The 13,647-nt window shown below is 72.8% G+C and carries 11 protein-coding genes; 5 read left to right on the top strand and 6 right to left on the bottom strand.

Annotation, left to right across the window (positions count from 1 at the left end; genetic code table 11):
* Positions 1-86 precede the first annotated feature (86 nt).
* Positions 87-860 carry a Crp/Fnr family transcriptional regulator gene (locus tag BLW78_RS09680; RefSeq protein WP_091678984.1) on the top strand — a complete coding sequence of 258 codons (774 nt, stop codon included), beginning with the start codon at positions 87-89 and terminating at the stop codon, positions 858-860.
* A gap of 28 nt (positions 861-888) precedes the next feature.
* Here BLW78_RS09680 and BLW78_RS09675 read toward each other — a convergent pair whose 3' ends face one another.
* From BLW78_RS09675 to BLW78_RS09660, 4 genes are read right to left on the bottom strand one after another with little or no spacing between them, the layout of a single operon-like run.
* Positions 889-1,662 carry an ABC transporter ATP-binding protein gene (locus tag BLW78_RS09675; protein WP_091678981.1) on the bottom strand — a complete coding sequence of 258 codons (774 nt, stop codon included), beginning with the start codon at positions 1,660-1,662 and terminating at the stop codon, positions 889-891.
* Entirely contained in the window at positions 1,662-2,714 is a 1,053-nt protein-coding gene (locus BLW78_RS09670) for a FecCD family ABC transporter permease (RefSeq protein WP_091678978.1), read from the bottom strand. The genes BLW78_RS09675 and BLW78_RS09670 overlap by 1 nt, the downstream gene beginning before the upstream one ends.
* Positions 2,711-3,775, bottom strand: coding sequence for an iron ABC transporter substrate-binding protein (locus tag BLW78_RS09665; protein ID WP_091678976.1), 1,065 nt, complete (start codon positions 3,773-3,775; stop codon positions 2,711-2,713). Before BLW78_RS09665 ends, BLW78_RS09670 begins: the two co-directional genes overlap by 4 nt.
* On the bottom strand, positions 3,775-4,158 hold the full coding sequence (locus BLW78_RS09660; RefSeq protein ID WP_091678973.1) for a VOC family protein: 384 nt from the start codon (positions 4,156-4,158) through the stop codon (positions 3,775-3,777). The genes BLW78_RS09665 and BLW78_RS09660 overlap by 1 nt, the downstream gene beginning before the upstream one ends.
* 231 nt (positions 4,159-4,389) lie before the next feature.
* On the opposite strand from BLW78_RS09660, the gene BLW78_RS09655 reads away from it, so the two are divergent.
* Together BLW78_RS09655 and fabI are read left to right on the top strand one after the other, a co-directional pair.
* Positions 4,390-5,310 carry a DnaJ C-terminal domain-containing protein gene (locus BLW78_RS09655; protein ID WP_056531888.1) on the top strand — a complete coding sequence of 307 codons (921 nt, stop codon included), beginning with the start codon at positions 4,390-4,392 and terminating at the stop codon, positions 5,308-5,310.
* Between the two features lie 127 nt (positions 5,311-5,437).
* On the top strand, positions 5,438-6,262 hold the full coding sequence (fabI, locus tag BLW78_RS09650; RefSeq protein ID WP_091678970.1) for an enoyl-ACP reductase FabI: 825 nt from the start codon (positions 5,438-5,440) through the stop codon (positions 6,260-6,262).
* A gap of 55 nt (positions 6,263-6,317) precedes the next feature.
* Here the strand turns inward: fabI and BLW78_RS09645 are convergent, their stop codons facing one another.
* Together BLW78_RS09645 and BLW78_RS09640 are read right to left on the bottom strand one after the other, a co-directional pair.
* On the bottom strand, positions 6,318-7,472 hold the full coding sequence (locus tag BLW78_RS09645) for an AAA family ATPase (protein WP_020092950.1): 1,155 nt from the start codon (positions 7,470-7,472) through the stop codon (positions 6,318-6,320).
* A gap of 16 nt (positions 7,473-7,488) precedes the next feature.
* On the bottom strand, positions 7,489-8,481 hold the full coding sequence (locus tag BLW78_RS09640; RefSeq protein ID WP_020092949.1) for a polyphosphate kinase 2 family protein: 993 nt from the start codon (positions 8,479-8,481) through the stop codon (positions 7,489-7,491).
* Between the two features lie 96 nt (positions 8,482-8,577).
* On the opposite strand from BLW78_RS09640, the gene BLW78_RS09635 reads away from it, so the two are divergent.
* Both BLW78_RS09635 and BLW78_RS09630 read left to right on the top strand, forming a co-directional pair.
* A complete protein-coding gene (locus BLW78_RS09635; protein ID WP_020092948.1) occupies positions 8,578-9,165 on the top strand; it encodes a histidine phosphatase family protein in 588 nt (195 codons plus the stop codon).
* A gap of 111 nt (positions 9,166-9,276) precedes the next feature.
* Positions 9,277-13,347 (top strand): Pls/PosA family non-ribosomal peptide synthetase, encoded by a 4,071-nt coding sequence (locus BLW78_RS09630; protein WP_091678967.1) that lies wholly within the window; start codon positions 9,277-9,279, stop codon positions 13,345-13,347.
* Positions 13,348-13,647 lie beyond the last annotated feature (300 nt).

Genomic DNA, 13,647 nt, shown 5'->3' with positions numbered 1-13,647 from the left:
GGGGTATGGCTGACGAGCCCGCGCACCGGCGGGCGAGCCCGAGAGGATCCTGACGGGAGACTCTCCTCCCGCACCTCTCCGTCCCCATGCCGATCGACTCTGCCGCCTCCACCGGCAACCTGCTCCTCGACGCGCTGCCGGGTTCGGATCGCGCCCTGATCGCCCCCCACCTGGAGCCGGTGACCTTCGCCAAGGGGGGTACGGCGCTGGCGGCGGGCGCCGCGGCGAGCCACGTCATCTTCCCCCGCGACCAGACCGTCGTGGCGCTGATCGTCGCCACGCGGGACGGCCGGACGGCCGAGATCGCGAGCGTCGGGCACGAGGGCGCGATCGGCGGGATCATCGGCGCGGGGCGGCTGCCGCCCGCGGTCAGCGGGCTGGCGCAGATCGGCGGCGCGGCATTGCGCCTCGACGCGGCGCGGCTCCGGCAGGCCGAGCTCGAGTCATCGACGCTCCGCGACCTGTTCGCGCGCTACGCCGACTGCTTCCTGGCTCAGCTGTTCCAGATCGCGGCCTGCAACGCCCTGCACCCGATCGAGCAGCGCTGCCTGCGCTGGCTGCTGTCGCTGCAGGACCGGACGGGCGGCGACACCCTCCCGATCACGCACGAGGTCCTGGCCTCCATGCTGGGGGTCCAGCGGACCTACCTCACGCGGATCCTGCGGGTGCTGCAGGAGCAGAGCCTCATCCGGGTCGGCCGCGGGCGCATCACGATCCTCGACCGCCGGGCGGTCTCGAACGCCGCCTGCGAGTGCCACGCCCGCGTGCGGATGCAGTGCGAGGCGGTGCTCGGCGCGGTTTTCCGGGCCGAGGAGCCCCGCCGGACCGAGCCGGTCGAGACGCTGTCGCGCGCCGGGTGAGGGACCGGCCCGCGATCCGTCGACCACGTCAGGCAACGACCGGCACGCAGACCGGCGCCGCGAGGCCCGGCACCGGCGCCACCACCACGTCGATCCCGTAGATCAGGCGCAGCAGCTCCGGCGTGACCGTCGCGGCGGCGGGCCCGTCGGCGACGAGGCGGCCCGCGTGCAGGGCGATGAGGCGGTCGGCGCAGAGCAGGGCGTGCCCGGGATCGTGCGTCGAGAACAGCACGGCGATGCCGGCCTGGGCGAGGCGGCGGACCTGCCCGAGGACGCGGGCCTGATTGCCGAAATCGAGGCTCGCGGTCGGCTCGTCCATGACGAGGAGCCGCGGCTCGCCGCTGAGCGCCCGCGCGATCAGCGCGAGCTGGCGCTCGCCGCCGCTGATCTCGGTGTAGACCTGATCGGCGAGATGCCCGATCCCGAGTGCGGCCAGCGCCCGCTCGGCGGCCGCGACGTCCGACGGCCCAGGGGCGGCGAACGGGCCGAGACGGCTCGCCCGGCCCATCACGACGACCTCGCGCACCGTGAACGGGAAGTACGCCGCGTGCGCCTGCGGCACGGCGGCGATGGTGCGGGCGACGGCTTTCCGCGACAGGCGCGACAGGTCGGTGCCGTCGAGGATCACCCGCCCGGCGCGGGCGGGCAGCAGGCCGAGCAGCGTCTGGAACAGCGTGGTCTTGCCACCGCCGTTCGGCCCGACGAGGCACAGCACCTCGCCGGCGGCGAGGTCGAACGACACGTCGTGGCCGACGATCCGGCTGCCGTAGCCGAAGGCGAGGTCCCGGACCCGGAGCAGCATCAGCTGAAGCCCCGGCGCCCGGACGCCAGCAGCCAGAGGAAGAACGGCGCCCCGACCAGGGCCGTCAGGATGCCGAGGGGCACCTCGACGGTGCCGAGATTGCGGGCGATCAGGTCGACCAGCACGAGGTAGCCCGCCCCGAGGACGAGCGAGGCGGGCAGCAGGCGACGGTAATCCGGCCCGACCAGCAGCCGGGCGACGTGCGGCACGATCAGCCCGATCCAGCCGATGACCCCGGTCATCGCCACGGCCGCCGCCGTGATCAGGGTCGCGCCGGCGATCAGGACGGGGCGCAGCACCCGCGTCTCCACGCCGAGGGCCCGCGCCTCCGCGTCGCCGAGGCTCATCAGGTTCATGCGCCAGCGCAGCAGCACCAGCGGCACGAGGCCGAGAAGCAGCATCGGCAGGGTGGCGGCGACGTCGCCGAGGGTGACCGAGGACAGGCTGCCGAGGAGCCAGAAGGTGATCGCCGGCAGCTGATTATAGGGATCGGCCAGCACCTTGAGGAGCGAGATGCCCGCCCCGAGCACCGCGCCGACCGCGACGCCGGCGAGGACCAGCGTCAGGACCGGGTCGTGCCGCCGCACGGCGAGGCCGACGCCGTAGACCGCCGCGACGGCGCCGAGCCCGCCCAGGAAGGCCAGGGCCTGGATCGGCGCCACCGGCAGGCCGAGATAGATCCCGAGCACTGCGCCGAGGCCGGCGCCGGCCGAGACGCCGAGGATGTCGGGCGAGACCAGCGGGTTGCGGAACAGGCCCTGGTAGGTCGCCCCCGCGGCCGACAGGGCCGCGCCGACGACCAGCGCGGCGATCACCCGGGGCAGGCGCACCTGCATCACGACCGTCTCCGCCGTCGCCGGAACCCGGAGGGGCAGCCCGAGCAAGCGGTGGCCGAGGATCGCGGCGAGGTCGGCGGGCGCGACCGGGTACTTGCCGACCGCCAGCGCCACGGCGGTCAGCGTCAGCAGGGCGAGCCCGGCCAGCAGCGCCGCGGGCAGGCGGAGGCGGCTGCGCGCCCGGATCGTCTCGGCGGCGGCCGGGACGCGACTCACCGCGCCGGGCCCGGGGGGCCGCCCGGCGGCGTCGGGCCGAGGAGGGCGTCGGCCTGACCGGCATCGAGGTCGACATGGTAGAAGCGGCCGTAGAAGGCGCGCACCACCTCGGGCATCGGCTGCGGGAACAGGTCCGGATGAAGCCGGGCCGCCAGCCAGCGCAAGCCGATCAGCCGGTTGACCCCCGGCGGGGCGTCGAACCACGGGAAAGGCTGGAGCGGCGCCACGTAGACCCGCCCGGTCTGCACGGCCCGGACGTCCCGCCACAGCGGGTCGGCGCGCAGCCCGGCCGCGAAGGCCGGGTCGAGGGTGACGATCACGTCGGGGTTCCAGGCGAGCACCTGCTCGGGCGAGACGTTGCCGAGGCGGCCGCCCCCGTCCTGCGCGACGTTGCGGCCGCCGGCGGCCTCGACCAGCTCGGTGTTAATCGAGCCGGCGAACCCCGTCTCCAGCCCGCGCGGCCCGCGCGCGTAGTAGACCCGGGGCCGCTTGTCCTCCGGGACCGTCGCGACGGCGCGGTCCACCGTGTCGGCGAGGCTCTGGGCCTCCGCCGCCAGGGCGTCCGCGTCGGACTGACGGCCCAGGGCCGCGCCGAGCTGCCGATACGCCTCCGGGGTCTTCGCGAAGCTGCCGTCGAGCAGGATGTAGGGGATCCCGGTCTGCGCCTGGACCCGGTCGGCGAGCGACGCGTAGGTCAGCCCGAGGCTGCCCGAATCCACGATCAGATCCGGCTTGGCGGCCAGCACCGCCTCGACGTTCGCCGTGCCGCCGCGCCCGGTCAGGCGGCCGTAGGCAGGGAGGGCCCGGGTCCGGGGCGCGAGGAAGGGCAGCGCCTCGGGATGCGGGGCGCTCACCCAGCCGGCCATGAGGTCGGGCGCCAGCGTGTAGAGGAGCACCGCGGCCGGCGGTCCCGCGGCGAGCACCCGCCCGACCCGTTCGGGGAGTTCGACCGTGCGGCCGGCCGCGTCCGTGAACGGGCGTGCCGCCGTCCCGCCGGACGCCGCCAGCAGCAGGATCAGCGCCGCGGTGAGGGCGCGGCGGCGGGTGGGTCGCGGCGCCATCAGGCGGATTTCCGCTCCAGGATCTCGATCAGCGCCCCGTCGGGGCCCTCTACGAAGGCGATCCGCAGGCCGGGGCCGCGCTCCGTGATGCCGGTCCGCACGGGCACGCCCCGGGCGGTGAGATCGGCCATCGCGGCCTCGATGTCGGCGACGCGCAGCCCGAAATGCTCGATCCCGAGGCAGGGCGTGGCGGTCGCCGGCGCGATCTCGTCCGGGGCCTGCTCGATGAAGACGGCGAGGCCGCCGAGGTCGAGCACGACGCGCTGCACCGGGTCCGCGCCGACGCGCTTCACCTCCCGGGCCCCGAAGGTGTCGACGTAGAAGGAGGCGGCCGCGACGGCGTCGCGGCTGCGCAGGTGGAGGTGGTCGCAGGCGTAGTGCATCGGCTCTCCGGTTTCAGGTGATCCAGACGGGCGCGGCCCCCGGCCCGGAGGCGCCGTTTTGCGCCGTGTCCGACGATAGGGCCGGCGCGGAGCCGCGGCGAGATCGGCCGCTTGACGTTCGGCCCGAACCCGCAGACTTTCGCCGCCAGAACCGTTGCAGGGATGCAACATCCATCCCACATCCCGGTTGCGAACCCACATCGCACAGCCAACCGCACAGCCAAGAGATCCATGCGCAATCCCTACGACGTGCTGGGCGTGGCCAAGGGGGCGAGCGAGGCCGAGATCAAGAAGGCCTATCGCAAGCTCGCCAAGGACTTCCACCCCGATCGCAACAAGAACGACGCCAAGGCCAAGGACCGGTTCGCCGAGGCGAATTCGGCCTACGAGATCCTGGGCGATTCCGAGAAGCGCAAGCAGTTCGACCGCGGCGAGATCGACGCCGAGGGCAAGCCGCGCGCGACCGGCTTCGAGGGGTTCGGCGGCTTCGGCGGCGGGCGCGGGGGCAATTTCGATTTCGAGAACATGGCGCGCGCGCAGCGCGGCGGCGGTGGCGGGATGGGCGAGGACATCTTCTCGCACATCTTCGGGGAGGCGTTCCGCGCCGGCGGGGCCGGTCCGGGCGGCCAGCGTCAAGCGGCCAGGGGCGAGGACGTCGCCGCGGAGCTGCTGGTGACGCTGGAGCAGGTCGCCAGCGAGGAGAAGCTGCGCCTCGCCCTGCCCACGGGCCGCGAGGTCGACGTCGTGATTCCCCGCGGCGTGGTCGACGGCCAGACCATCCGGCTTCGCGGCCTCGGCCAGAGCGGCGGCCTCCGGGCCGAGCCGGGCGACGCCCTCCTCACCATCCGGATCCGGCCGCACCCGCGCTTCACCGTCGAGGGGGCCGACCTGCGCACCAGCGTCGACGTTCCGCTGGAGGATGCCGTGCTCGGCGGCACGATCCGCGTGCCGACGCTCACCGGCGCCGTCGAGATGAAGATCCCGGCGATGACGAGTTCCGGCCGCACCTTCCGCCTGCGCGGCAAGGGGCTTCCGAAGAAGGACGGCACCCGCGGCGACCTGTTCGCCACGACGGCGATCGTCCTGCCGGAGGGCGAGGACGCAGCACTGACCGAATTCGCCCGCGGCCGCCGGGCGGCCAACGCGGCCTGACGCGCCGGCGTAGCCACCGGGGCGCGCATGAAGGTGCTCGGCGGCGTCCCGGACTTCCGTCGCCGGGCCGCCTCCGCTAAGGAGGCCCCCCGGCCCCGAGAGGGGTCGCGCGGCTTCGGGATCGATCATGGCGGAACACGGGCAGGGCCTTCTGGCGGGCAAGCGGGGCATCGTCCTCGGGGTCGCCAACAACCGCTCGATCGCCTGGGGCATCGCCCGCAGCGCCCGCGCCCACGGGGCCGACCTGGCGTTCACCTACCAGGGCGACGCCCTGCGCAAGCGCGTCGAGCCCCTGGCCAAGGAACTCGACGCCCACGTGATCGGGCACTGCGACGTCACCGAGGCGGCCACGATCGACGCGGTCTTCGCGGAGGCCGCCAGGGTCTTCCCGGACGGCATCGACTTCGTCGTCCACTGCGTCGCCTTCTCCGACAAGGACGAACTGACCGGCCGCTACATCGAGACCTCCGAGGACAATTTCACCAAGTCGCTCCTGGTCTCCTGCTACTCGTTCACCGCCGTGGCCCAGCGCGCCGAGAAGATCATGCGCCCGGGCGGCTCGCTGGTGACGCTGACCTATTACGGCGCCGAGAAGTGGATGCCCCACTACAACGTGATGGGCGTCGCCAAGGCGGCCCTGGAGGCGTCGGTGCGCTACCTCGCGGCCGATCTCGGCCCGAAGAACATCCGGGTCAACGCCATCTCGGCCGGCCCGATCAAGACCCTCGCGGCCTCCGGGATCGGCGATTTCCGCTACATCCTGAAGTGGAACGAGTACAACGCGCCCCTGCGCCGGACCGTGACGATCGGGGAAGTCGGCGAGACCGCGTCCTACCTCGTTTCCGACATGGCGGCCGGCATGACCGGCGAGATCCTCCACGTGGATGCCGGCTACCACGTCGTCGGCATGAAGAATCCCGAGGCGCCGGATCTCACCCTCGACAAGGACTGAGACGGGTCGGTCGTCGCGGCGGCCCGGACCTGAGGCGTGAGCGGCCCGGCGTGGCTCACGCGTCCTCCGCCTCGTCGAACTCTCCCGAGAGCGTGAGCCCGTCGATCCAGGTCTCGCCGTCGCGCTTGATGACGGTGCGCGGCCGGACCTTCCCGTGCTCCGCGATGCCGGCCGCAAGCCGCTCCGAGTGCGTGACGAGCCAGACCTGCGTGCGCTCCGCGGCCCGCGCGATCAGCCGCGCCAGCGGATCCATGAGATCGGGATGCAGGCTGGTCTCGGGCTCGTTCAGCGCGATGAACGGCGGCAGCCGGTAGCCGAGCAGCGCGCCGGCCAGGGCGAGGTAGCGTAGGGTGCCGTCCGACAGTTCCGGCGGATCGAAGGTCCGGCCCGGGAAGTCGGGGAAGCGCAGGCCGAAGCGCGCGTGACGGCCCGGCTCCGGCAGCACGAGCGCCGCGCCCGGGAAGGCGCCGTCGACGGCCTCGTCGATCTCGGTCGTGTCCTCCCGGATATGCGCCAGCGTGGCGAAGACGGCGGCGAGGTCCGCGCCGTCGGACGCGAGGGTCGGCGTCGTCACCGCGAGGCAGGGCCGGCGCAGGGGCGACTCGGCATCCGTCCGGAAATCGTGGTGGAAGCGCCACCCCGCCAGGGCGAGGCGGACCACGGCGATCTCGGGATGGCCGGTGGCGTCGAGGAGGCTGCCGAGGGCGGTCTCGGTCGGCAGCAGGTCACCGCCGAGGGTGCGCTTGCGGCCCTCCGCGTCCCGGACGAAGCCGCTCCGCCCGTCGCGATCGAGGATCACGGCCGCGCGGCCGCGGGTGCGGACCGTCAGGCGCTCGGCCTTGACCTGCGGCTCCTTCCGGAAGGCGGCGCCGAAGGTCGTCCCGCCGACCTGCTGCACCAGCCCGATCTCGACGGCGTAGACGAATTCCTGCCCGATCGTGTCGTGGCGCAGGGTGGCCGACAGGCGGATCCGCGCCGCCTCGCCCTGCCGCCGGCGGCCGGCCCAGAGGGCGGAGTCCATGCCGCCCTCGGCGGCGAGGTCGCGGGTGAGGGTGCCCCGGGCGGCGGCCTGCAGCAACTCCAAAGACCGGTAGAGGTTGGTCTTGCCAGTGCCGTTGCCGCCGACGAAGACCGACAGCGCGTCGACCGGGAAGCCGATCCGCCGCAGCGAGCGGTAGCCCGAGATCGCGACCTCTCGAACCACCAGCATCTCGGATTCTCCCGCGTCAGTCGGGGACCGTCAGATCCGCGATGCCTTTGGCGGCCTCGGGGAATCGCGGGTCCATGGCCTCCAGCGTATCCGCCACGGTCCGGGCAATCACGTAGTTGCGGAACCACTTGTGGTTGGCCGGCACTACCAGCCAGGGCGCCTCGGGCGTCGAGCAGCGGCCGAGGGCGTCCGCGAAGGCCTGCTGGTAGGCGTCCCAGGATTTCCGCTCGACCAGGTCGGCCGGGTCGAACTTCCAGTGCTTCTCGGGGTCGGCGATCCGGGCCTCCAGGCGCCGCTTCTGCTCCGCCTTGGAGATGTGCAGGAAGAACTTCACGACCGTCGTGCCCGACTCGGTGAGCAGGCGCTCGAAATCGTTGATCCGGCCGTAGCGGCTCTGCCAGACCGCATCCGGCACGAGGCCTTTCACCCGCACGACGAGCACGTCCTCGTAGTGGCTGCGGTTGAACACACCGATCATGCCGCGCCCCGGCACCCGGGCGTGGTAGCGCCACAGGAAGTCGTGATCGAGCTCCTCGCTCGAGGGCACCTTGAACGAGGCCACCGCGCAGCCCTGGGGGTTCACCCCCTTGAGCACCGACCGGATCGTGCCGTCCTTGCCGCCCGTGTCGATCGCCTGGAACACCAGCAGGAGGCTCCTGGCGCGCTCCGCGTAGAGGCGCTCCTGGAGGGCGACGATGCGCGCCCGCTCCTGGGCGAGGGCGTCCTTCGCCCAGTCCTTGTCGAGACCGCCGACGTCGTCGGGATCGACCGTGCCGAGATCGAAGGGCGCCCCCGGTTCGACCGCCACGATGCCGGGCGCCGGGCGGATCGGTACCGGCCCGTGCCGGCCGAGCGCCGCCGGGACGGATTCGGCCACGCTGTCGACGCTGCCGGCCCAGCGGGCCGTCGACGGGCGGTGATCCACGGTGGCGCCATGCAGATCGGCCTCACCTGTCATGCCGTCACCGCGTTTGTGGCCGCGATGATGCTTGCCGTGCTTCTTGGACATGGGGCAGGACCTAGTTCCGGATATTGCCGACCGCCGGCGAGAACGGCCGGTAGTCCAGGCTGTTCCGGACGCCTGTGCAGGACGGGGTTGAGACGGTTGGGTACGATCTACTTCATCCGGCACGGCCAGACCGCCTGGAACGCCGAGGGGCGCCTCCAGGGCGGGCGCGACACCGACCTCAATGCCCAGGGGGAGGCACAGGCCGCGGCCGTGGCAGAGCGCCTCGCCGCCGCGGCGGGGCCGGCCCTGGCAGAGGCCGATTTCGTCGCGAGCCCGCTCAAGCGCACCCGGCGCACCATGGAGATCCTGCGGGGCGCCCTCGGCCTGCCGCCCGAGGCGTACCGCGTCGACCCGCGCCTGCGGGAGATCGGTTTCGGCAGCTGGGAAGGCTCCACCTGGGCGGAGATCCGCCGCCGCGACCCGGCCGGGGCCGCCGGCCGCGACCGGGACCGCTGGCACTACCGCCCGCCCGGCCTCGGCGCGGAGAGCTATGCCGGCCTCGTCGAGCGCGTCGGGCCGATGATCGCGGGGCTGGAGCGGGACACGGTCATCGTCGCCCATGGCGGCGTCGCGCGGGCCGCGCTGGTCGCCCTCGGCCACCTCGACGTCTACGCGGCGCCCCGCCTGGGCATCCGCCAGGGCGAGGTCCTGATCCTCGAGCCCGGTGGCTGGCGCTGGGCTTGATCCCGTGCGCCGGCGCAGTGCAAAGCCGCCTCGATAACGGCATGATCGGCAGGCTATAGGGCGGCGGCCAGGACAGGCGCCGGCCCGAGCGGGCGGCCAGCGGAGCAGCGGATGAGCGACGTCGCCGAGAAGACCCGGCCCGGACCGACGGCCGGGGAGCCCGCGCCTCTCGGAGCCGCGGCGGCGATCCTGCGCGGCGACCACCGGCCCGACCTCATCCGCGACGAGGTCCTGGCCGAGATCTTCCTGCACGCGGCCGAGACCCGGCCCGATCATCCCTGCCTGGTCGACGGCGCCGGCGTCGGCGCCGGGGGCGTCCACCCGCACCTGACCTACGCGGAGGTCGCCGCCCGGGCCGGCCGGATCGCCGCCGGCCTCGCCCATCGCGGCATCGGGCCGGGTGACATCGTCGGCCTCTGGATGGCCCGTGGCCCGGACCTCCTCGTGGCGCAGATCGGCATCACGATGGCGGGCGCGGCCTGGCTGCCCTTCGACGCCGAGGCGCCGGCGGACCGGGTGGGCGTGTGCCTCGCCGACGCGGGCGCGAAGGCGCTGCTGGTCTCCCCGGCGCTCGCCGGGGCGGCGCCCGACGCCGCCCCGGCCCTGACGCCCGCCGATCTCGACACCGGGACGCCCGCCGGCGCGCCGCTGCCCGATCCGCGCGCGGCCGGGCTGACACCCGAGCACCCCGCCTACCTCATCTACACCTCGGGCTCGACCGGCGTGCCCAAGGGCATCGTCATCAGCCACGCCAACATCTGCCACTTCCTGCGGTCCGGGAACGCCCTCTACGGGATGCGCGCCGACGACGTGGTCTTCCAGGGCGCCTCGGTGGCCTTCGATCTCTCGATGGAGGAGATCTGGGTGCCGTATCTCGTGGGCGCGACCCTGTTCGTGGCGAGCCCCGCCATGATGGGCGACCTGGAATCGCTCCCCGGCATCCTGGAGGCCGAGGGGATCACGGTGCTCGACACCGTCCCGACGCTCCTGGCGATGATCTCCGGCGACCTGCCGCGGGTGCGCCTCGTCCTGCTCGGCGGCGAGGCGCTGCCCGAGCCGCTGATCGCCCGCTGGGCGACCGGCGGCCGCCAGCTGTTCAACACCTACGGCCCGACGGAGGCCACCGTGGTGGCGACCGCGGCCGAGATGCGGCCCGGCGAGCCGGTGACCATCGGCGGCCCGATCCCGAACTACTCCGTCTACGTCGCCGGCGAGGATCTGACCCTGCTCGGCCGAGACCAGCAGGGCGAGCTGCTGATCGGCGGTCCCGGCGTGGCGCGGGGCTACCTCGCCCGTCCCGAGCTGACGGCGGAGAAGTTCATCGCCAACCCGTTCGCGTCGGACGGGACCGACCCGGTGCTCTACCGCTCGGGCGACGCGGTCTCCCTCGACGCCGCCGGCCGGATCGTGTTCCACGGCCGGATCGACGACCAGGTGAAGATCCGCGGCTTCCGCGTGGAACTCGGCGAGATCGAGTCCCGGATCCGGGCGGCGCCCGACGTCAACCAGGCCGCCGTCGTGCTGCGGAACGACGACGGCGTCGACCGCCTCGTCGCCTTCCTGATCCCGGAGCGCGGCCGGTCCATCGACGCTGCCGCCCTCCGCCGGACCCTCGCCGGGCAGATGCCGCCCTACATGGTGCCCGGCCATTTCGAGGTGGCTGAGACTTTGCCCCGGCTCACGTCCGGCAAGGTCGACCGCAAGGCGCTCAAGGTCGCCCCGCTCACGGTGGTCGCCGCCGACGGCGAGCAGGAGCCGCCCGCCAACGAGACCGAGGCGGCCCTGGTCGCCGCGGCCAAGCAGATCTTCGGCAACCAGCCGATCGCCCTCGAGGGCGACTTCTTCGCCGATCTCGGCGGCCACTCGCTGCTCGCCGCGCGCTTCGTCTCGGCGGTGCGCGAGAATCCACCGCTGGCCGGGATCACGCTGCCGGACGTCTACGCCCTGCGCACCGTGCGGGCGATGGCCGACGCGCTCATCGCCCGCACGGGCGGCATGGGCGCCGGGGCCGCGACCCGCGACCTGAGCTTCGCGCCGCCGCCGCTGCTGCGCCGGGCGCTGTGCGGCCTCGGGCAGCTGGTCGCGCTGCCCTTCGTGATCGCGCTGGCCACCGCGCAGTGGCTCGGCATGTTCGTGACCTACCTGCTGCTCACCGGCGGAGGCCTGAGCTTCTTCGCCGAACTCGGCGTGCTGCTCCTCGTCTACGTGGCGATCAACGGCGTGACCGCGGTCGCGGCGGTCGCCGGCAAGTGGCTGATCCTCGGCCGGACCAAGCCGGGCCGGTACCCGCTCTGGGGCACCTACTATTATCGCTGGTGGCTCGCGCAGCGGCTGGCGCCCCTCGTCCACGTGAAGTGGCTCCAGGGCTCGCCCGCGATCGCCGTCTACCTCCGGCTGATGGGTGCGAAGGTCGGACGCGACACGCTCATCTCCGACATCGAGATCGGCGCGGCCGACCTCCTGACCATCGGGGACGGCGCGTCCCTGGGCGGCCGCCTCGTCATCGCCAACGCGGAGATCGTCGGCAACGAGCTGGTCATCGGCAGGGTCGAGATCGGCGCGGACGCGGCGGTCGGCACCTCCTGCGTGATCAGCCACGACGCGGTGATCGGGCCGCAGGCGGAGATCGCCGACCTCACCACGATCCCCACGGGCTCGCGGGTGGGCGCGGCCGAGCGGTGGGACGGTTCGCCCGGCCGCAAGGTCGGGATGGCCGACCCCGCGGAACTGCCCGCGCCCGCCGAGGCCTCCTTCGCGCGCCGCGCGGCGTTCATGGCGGCCTACGTGGTGCTGCTCGGCGCGATCCCCGCGGTGGGTCTGCTGCCGATCTTCCCGGCCTTCTTCATCTTCGACCAGATCTCGGACTCGCTCTCCGACATCACCGACATCGACTATCACTGGTACCTGCCGATCCTCACCTGGCCGACCGCCATGCTGATGACCGCCGGCACGGTGCTGCTGATCGCCGGCATCCGCTGGGTGGTGCTGCCGCGGACCCGCTCCGGCACCTACTCGGTCCACTCGCTATTCTACCTGCGGAAATGGTCGCTGGCGCTCGCCGTCGAGGTCACCCTGGAGACGCTCTCGTCGCTGTTCGCGACCGTCTACATGCGGGCCTGGTACCGGCTGATGGGCGCCAATATGGGCCACGGCGCCGAGATCTCGACCAACCTCGCGGGCCGCTACGACCTCGCCGAGGTCGGCGCGAAGAACTTCATCGCCGACGAGGTGGTGTACGGCGAGGAGGAGATCCGGCGCGGCTGGATGCACCTGGAGCCGGTGCGCACCGGCGCCCGGGTCTTCGTCGGCAACGACGCCGTTGTGCCGCCCGGCGCCGTCATCCCCGACGACGTTCTCATCGGCATCAAGTCGAAGCCGCCCGAGAACGCCGCGATGAACCCCGGCGAGACGTGGTTCGGCTCGCCGCCGATCCGGCTGCCGGCCCGCCAGAAGGTCGATCTTGGCTCGACCGCCCAGACCTACGAGCCCGGCGCGTGGCCGAAGATCCGGCGCGGCGTCTTCGAGGCCTTCGCGACCTCGTTCTCGCCGATGCTCTACATCACCCTCGCGATCACGGCGATCGACTGGTACTTCTACCCGGCCATCCTGGAGCAGGACTGGTGGGGTCTGGCTTACAGCTTCGTCGGTGCGAGCGTCGCCATCGCGCTGATCCAGTCCTCGGCGGTCATCGCGATGAAGTGGCTGCTGATGGGCGTCTACAAGCCCGGCATGCAGCCGATGTGGTCGTGGTGGGCGATGCGCACCGAGGCGATCGCGGTGGCCTACTGGGGACTCGCCGGCAAGGTACTGCTCGAGCACCTCCAGGGCACGCCCTTCCTGCCCTGGGTGCTCCGGCTGTTCGGCGTGAAGGTCGGCAAGGGCGTCTGCATGCTCACCACCGACATCACCGAATTCGACTGCGTCACCATCGGCGACTACGCCACCATCAACCGCGTCTCGGCACTGCAGACGCACCTCTACGAGGACCGGATCATGAAGATCGGCCGCGTCGTCGTCGGGCGCGGCGTCTCGGTGGGTGCGTTCTCGACCGTGCTCTACGACACCAAGGTGGGCGATTTCGCCCGGCTGCGCCCGCTCACCATCGTCATGAAGGGCGAGTCGATCCCCGCCAACACCGAGTGGGAGGGCGCGCCCGCGGTCCCGGTGATCCACCGCTCCTGACGGGCGGGTCGCACCGCGCGTTCCGGCCCCGGCGTCCCGGGACCGTGCGGGGGCGGGCCCGCGCCGAGGTCAGAGTCGGCGACTCTGCGGCACTCAGCACGAGAGACCCGGCAGGCTCCGGGACGAATATGCCGGTGTACTAGCACCCTCGTCCCGGTTGGTCGTTCTAATCTAGCTTACAGTGGCTTCCGGCAAGATAGAGCGATATACTCTGCCGGCTCGTATCGTTGCTCGGCCATAGTGCGGCGCGACGCGGGGGCGGGGGCGGCTAACGTCCGGATCGAGGATAGACAGGCGTCC

The organism is Methylobacterium sp. 275MFSha3.1 (assembly GCF_900108435.1).
Taxonomy (GTDB): Bacteria; Pseudomonadota; Alphaproteobacteria; order Rhizobiales; family Beijerinckiaceae; genus Methylobacterium.
This window is presented reverse-complemented; position numbering and strand designations above follow the sequence as displayed.

Coding starts and splice junctions, on each gene's coding strand:
- BLW78_RS09660 (WP_091678973.1), bottom strand. CDS start 4,158: ATGCACTACGCCTGCGACCACCTCCACCTGCGCAGCCGCGACGCCGTC.
- fabI (WP_091678970.1), top strand. CDS start 5,438: ATGGCGGAACACGGGCAGGGCCTTCTGGCGGGCAAGCGGGGCATCGTC.
- BLW78_RS09645 (WP_020092950.1), bottom strand. CDS start 7,472: ATGCTGGTGGTTCGAGAGGTCGCGATCTCGGGCTACCGCTCGCTGCGG.
- BLW78_RS09655 (WP_056531888.1), top strand. CDS start 4,390: ATGCGCAATCCCTACGACGTGCTGGGCGTGGCCAAGGGGGCGAGCGAG.
- BLW78_RS09640 (WP_020092949.1), bottom strand. CDS start 8,481: ATGTCCAAGAAGCACGGCAAGCATCATCGCGGCCACAAACGCGGTGAC.
- BLW78_RS09680 (WP_091678984.1), top strand. CDS start 87: ATGCCGATCGACTCTGCCGCCTCCACCGGCAACCTGCTCCTCGACGCG.
- BLW78_RS09630 (WP_091678967.1), top strand. CDS start 9,277: ATGAGCGACGTCGCCGAGAAGACCCGGCCCGGACCGACGGCCGGGGAG.
- BLW78_RS09665 (WP_091678976.1), bottom strand. CDS start 3,775: ATGGCGCCGCGACCCACCCGCCGCCGCGCCCTCACCGCGGCGCTGATC.
- BLW78_RS09675 (WP_091678981.1), bottom strand. CDS start 1,662: ATGCTGCTCCGGGTCCGGGACCTCGCCTTCGGCTACGGCAGCCGGATC.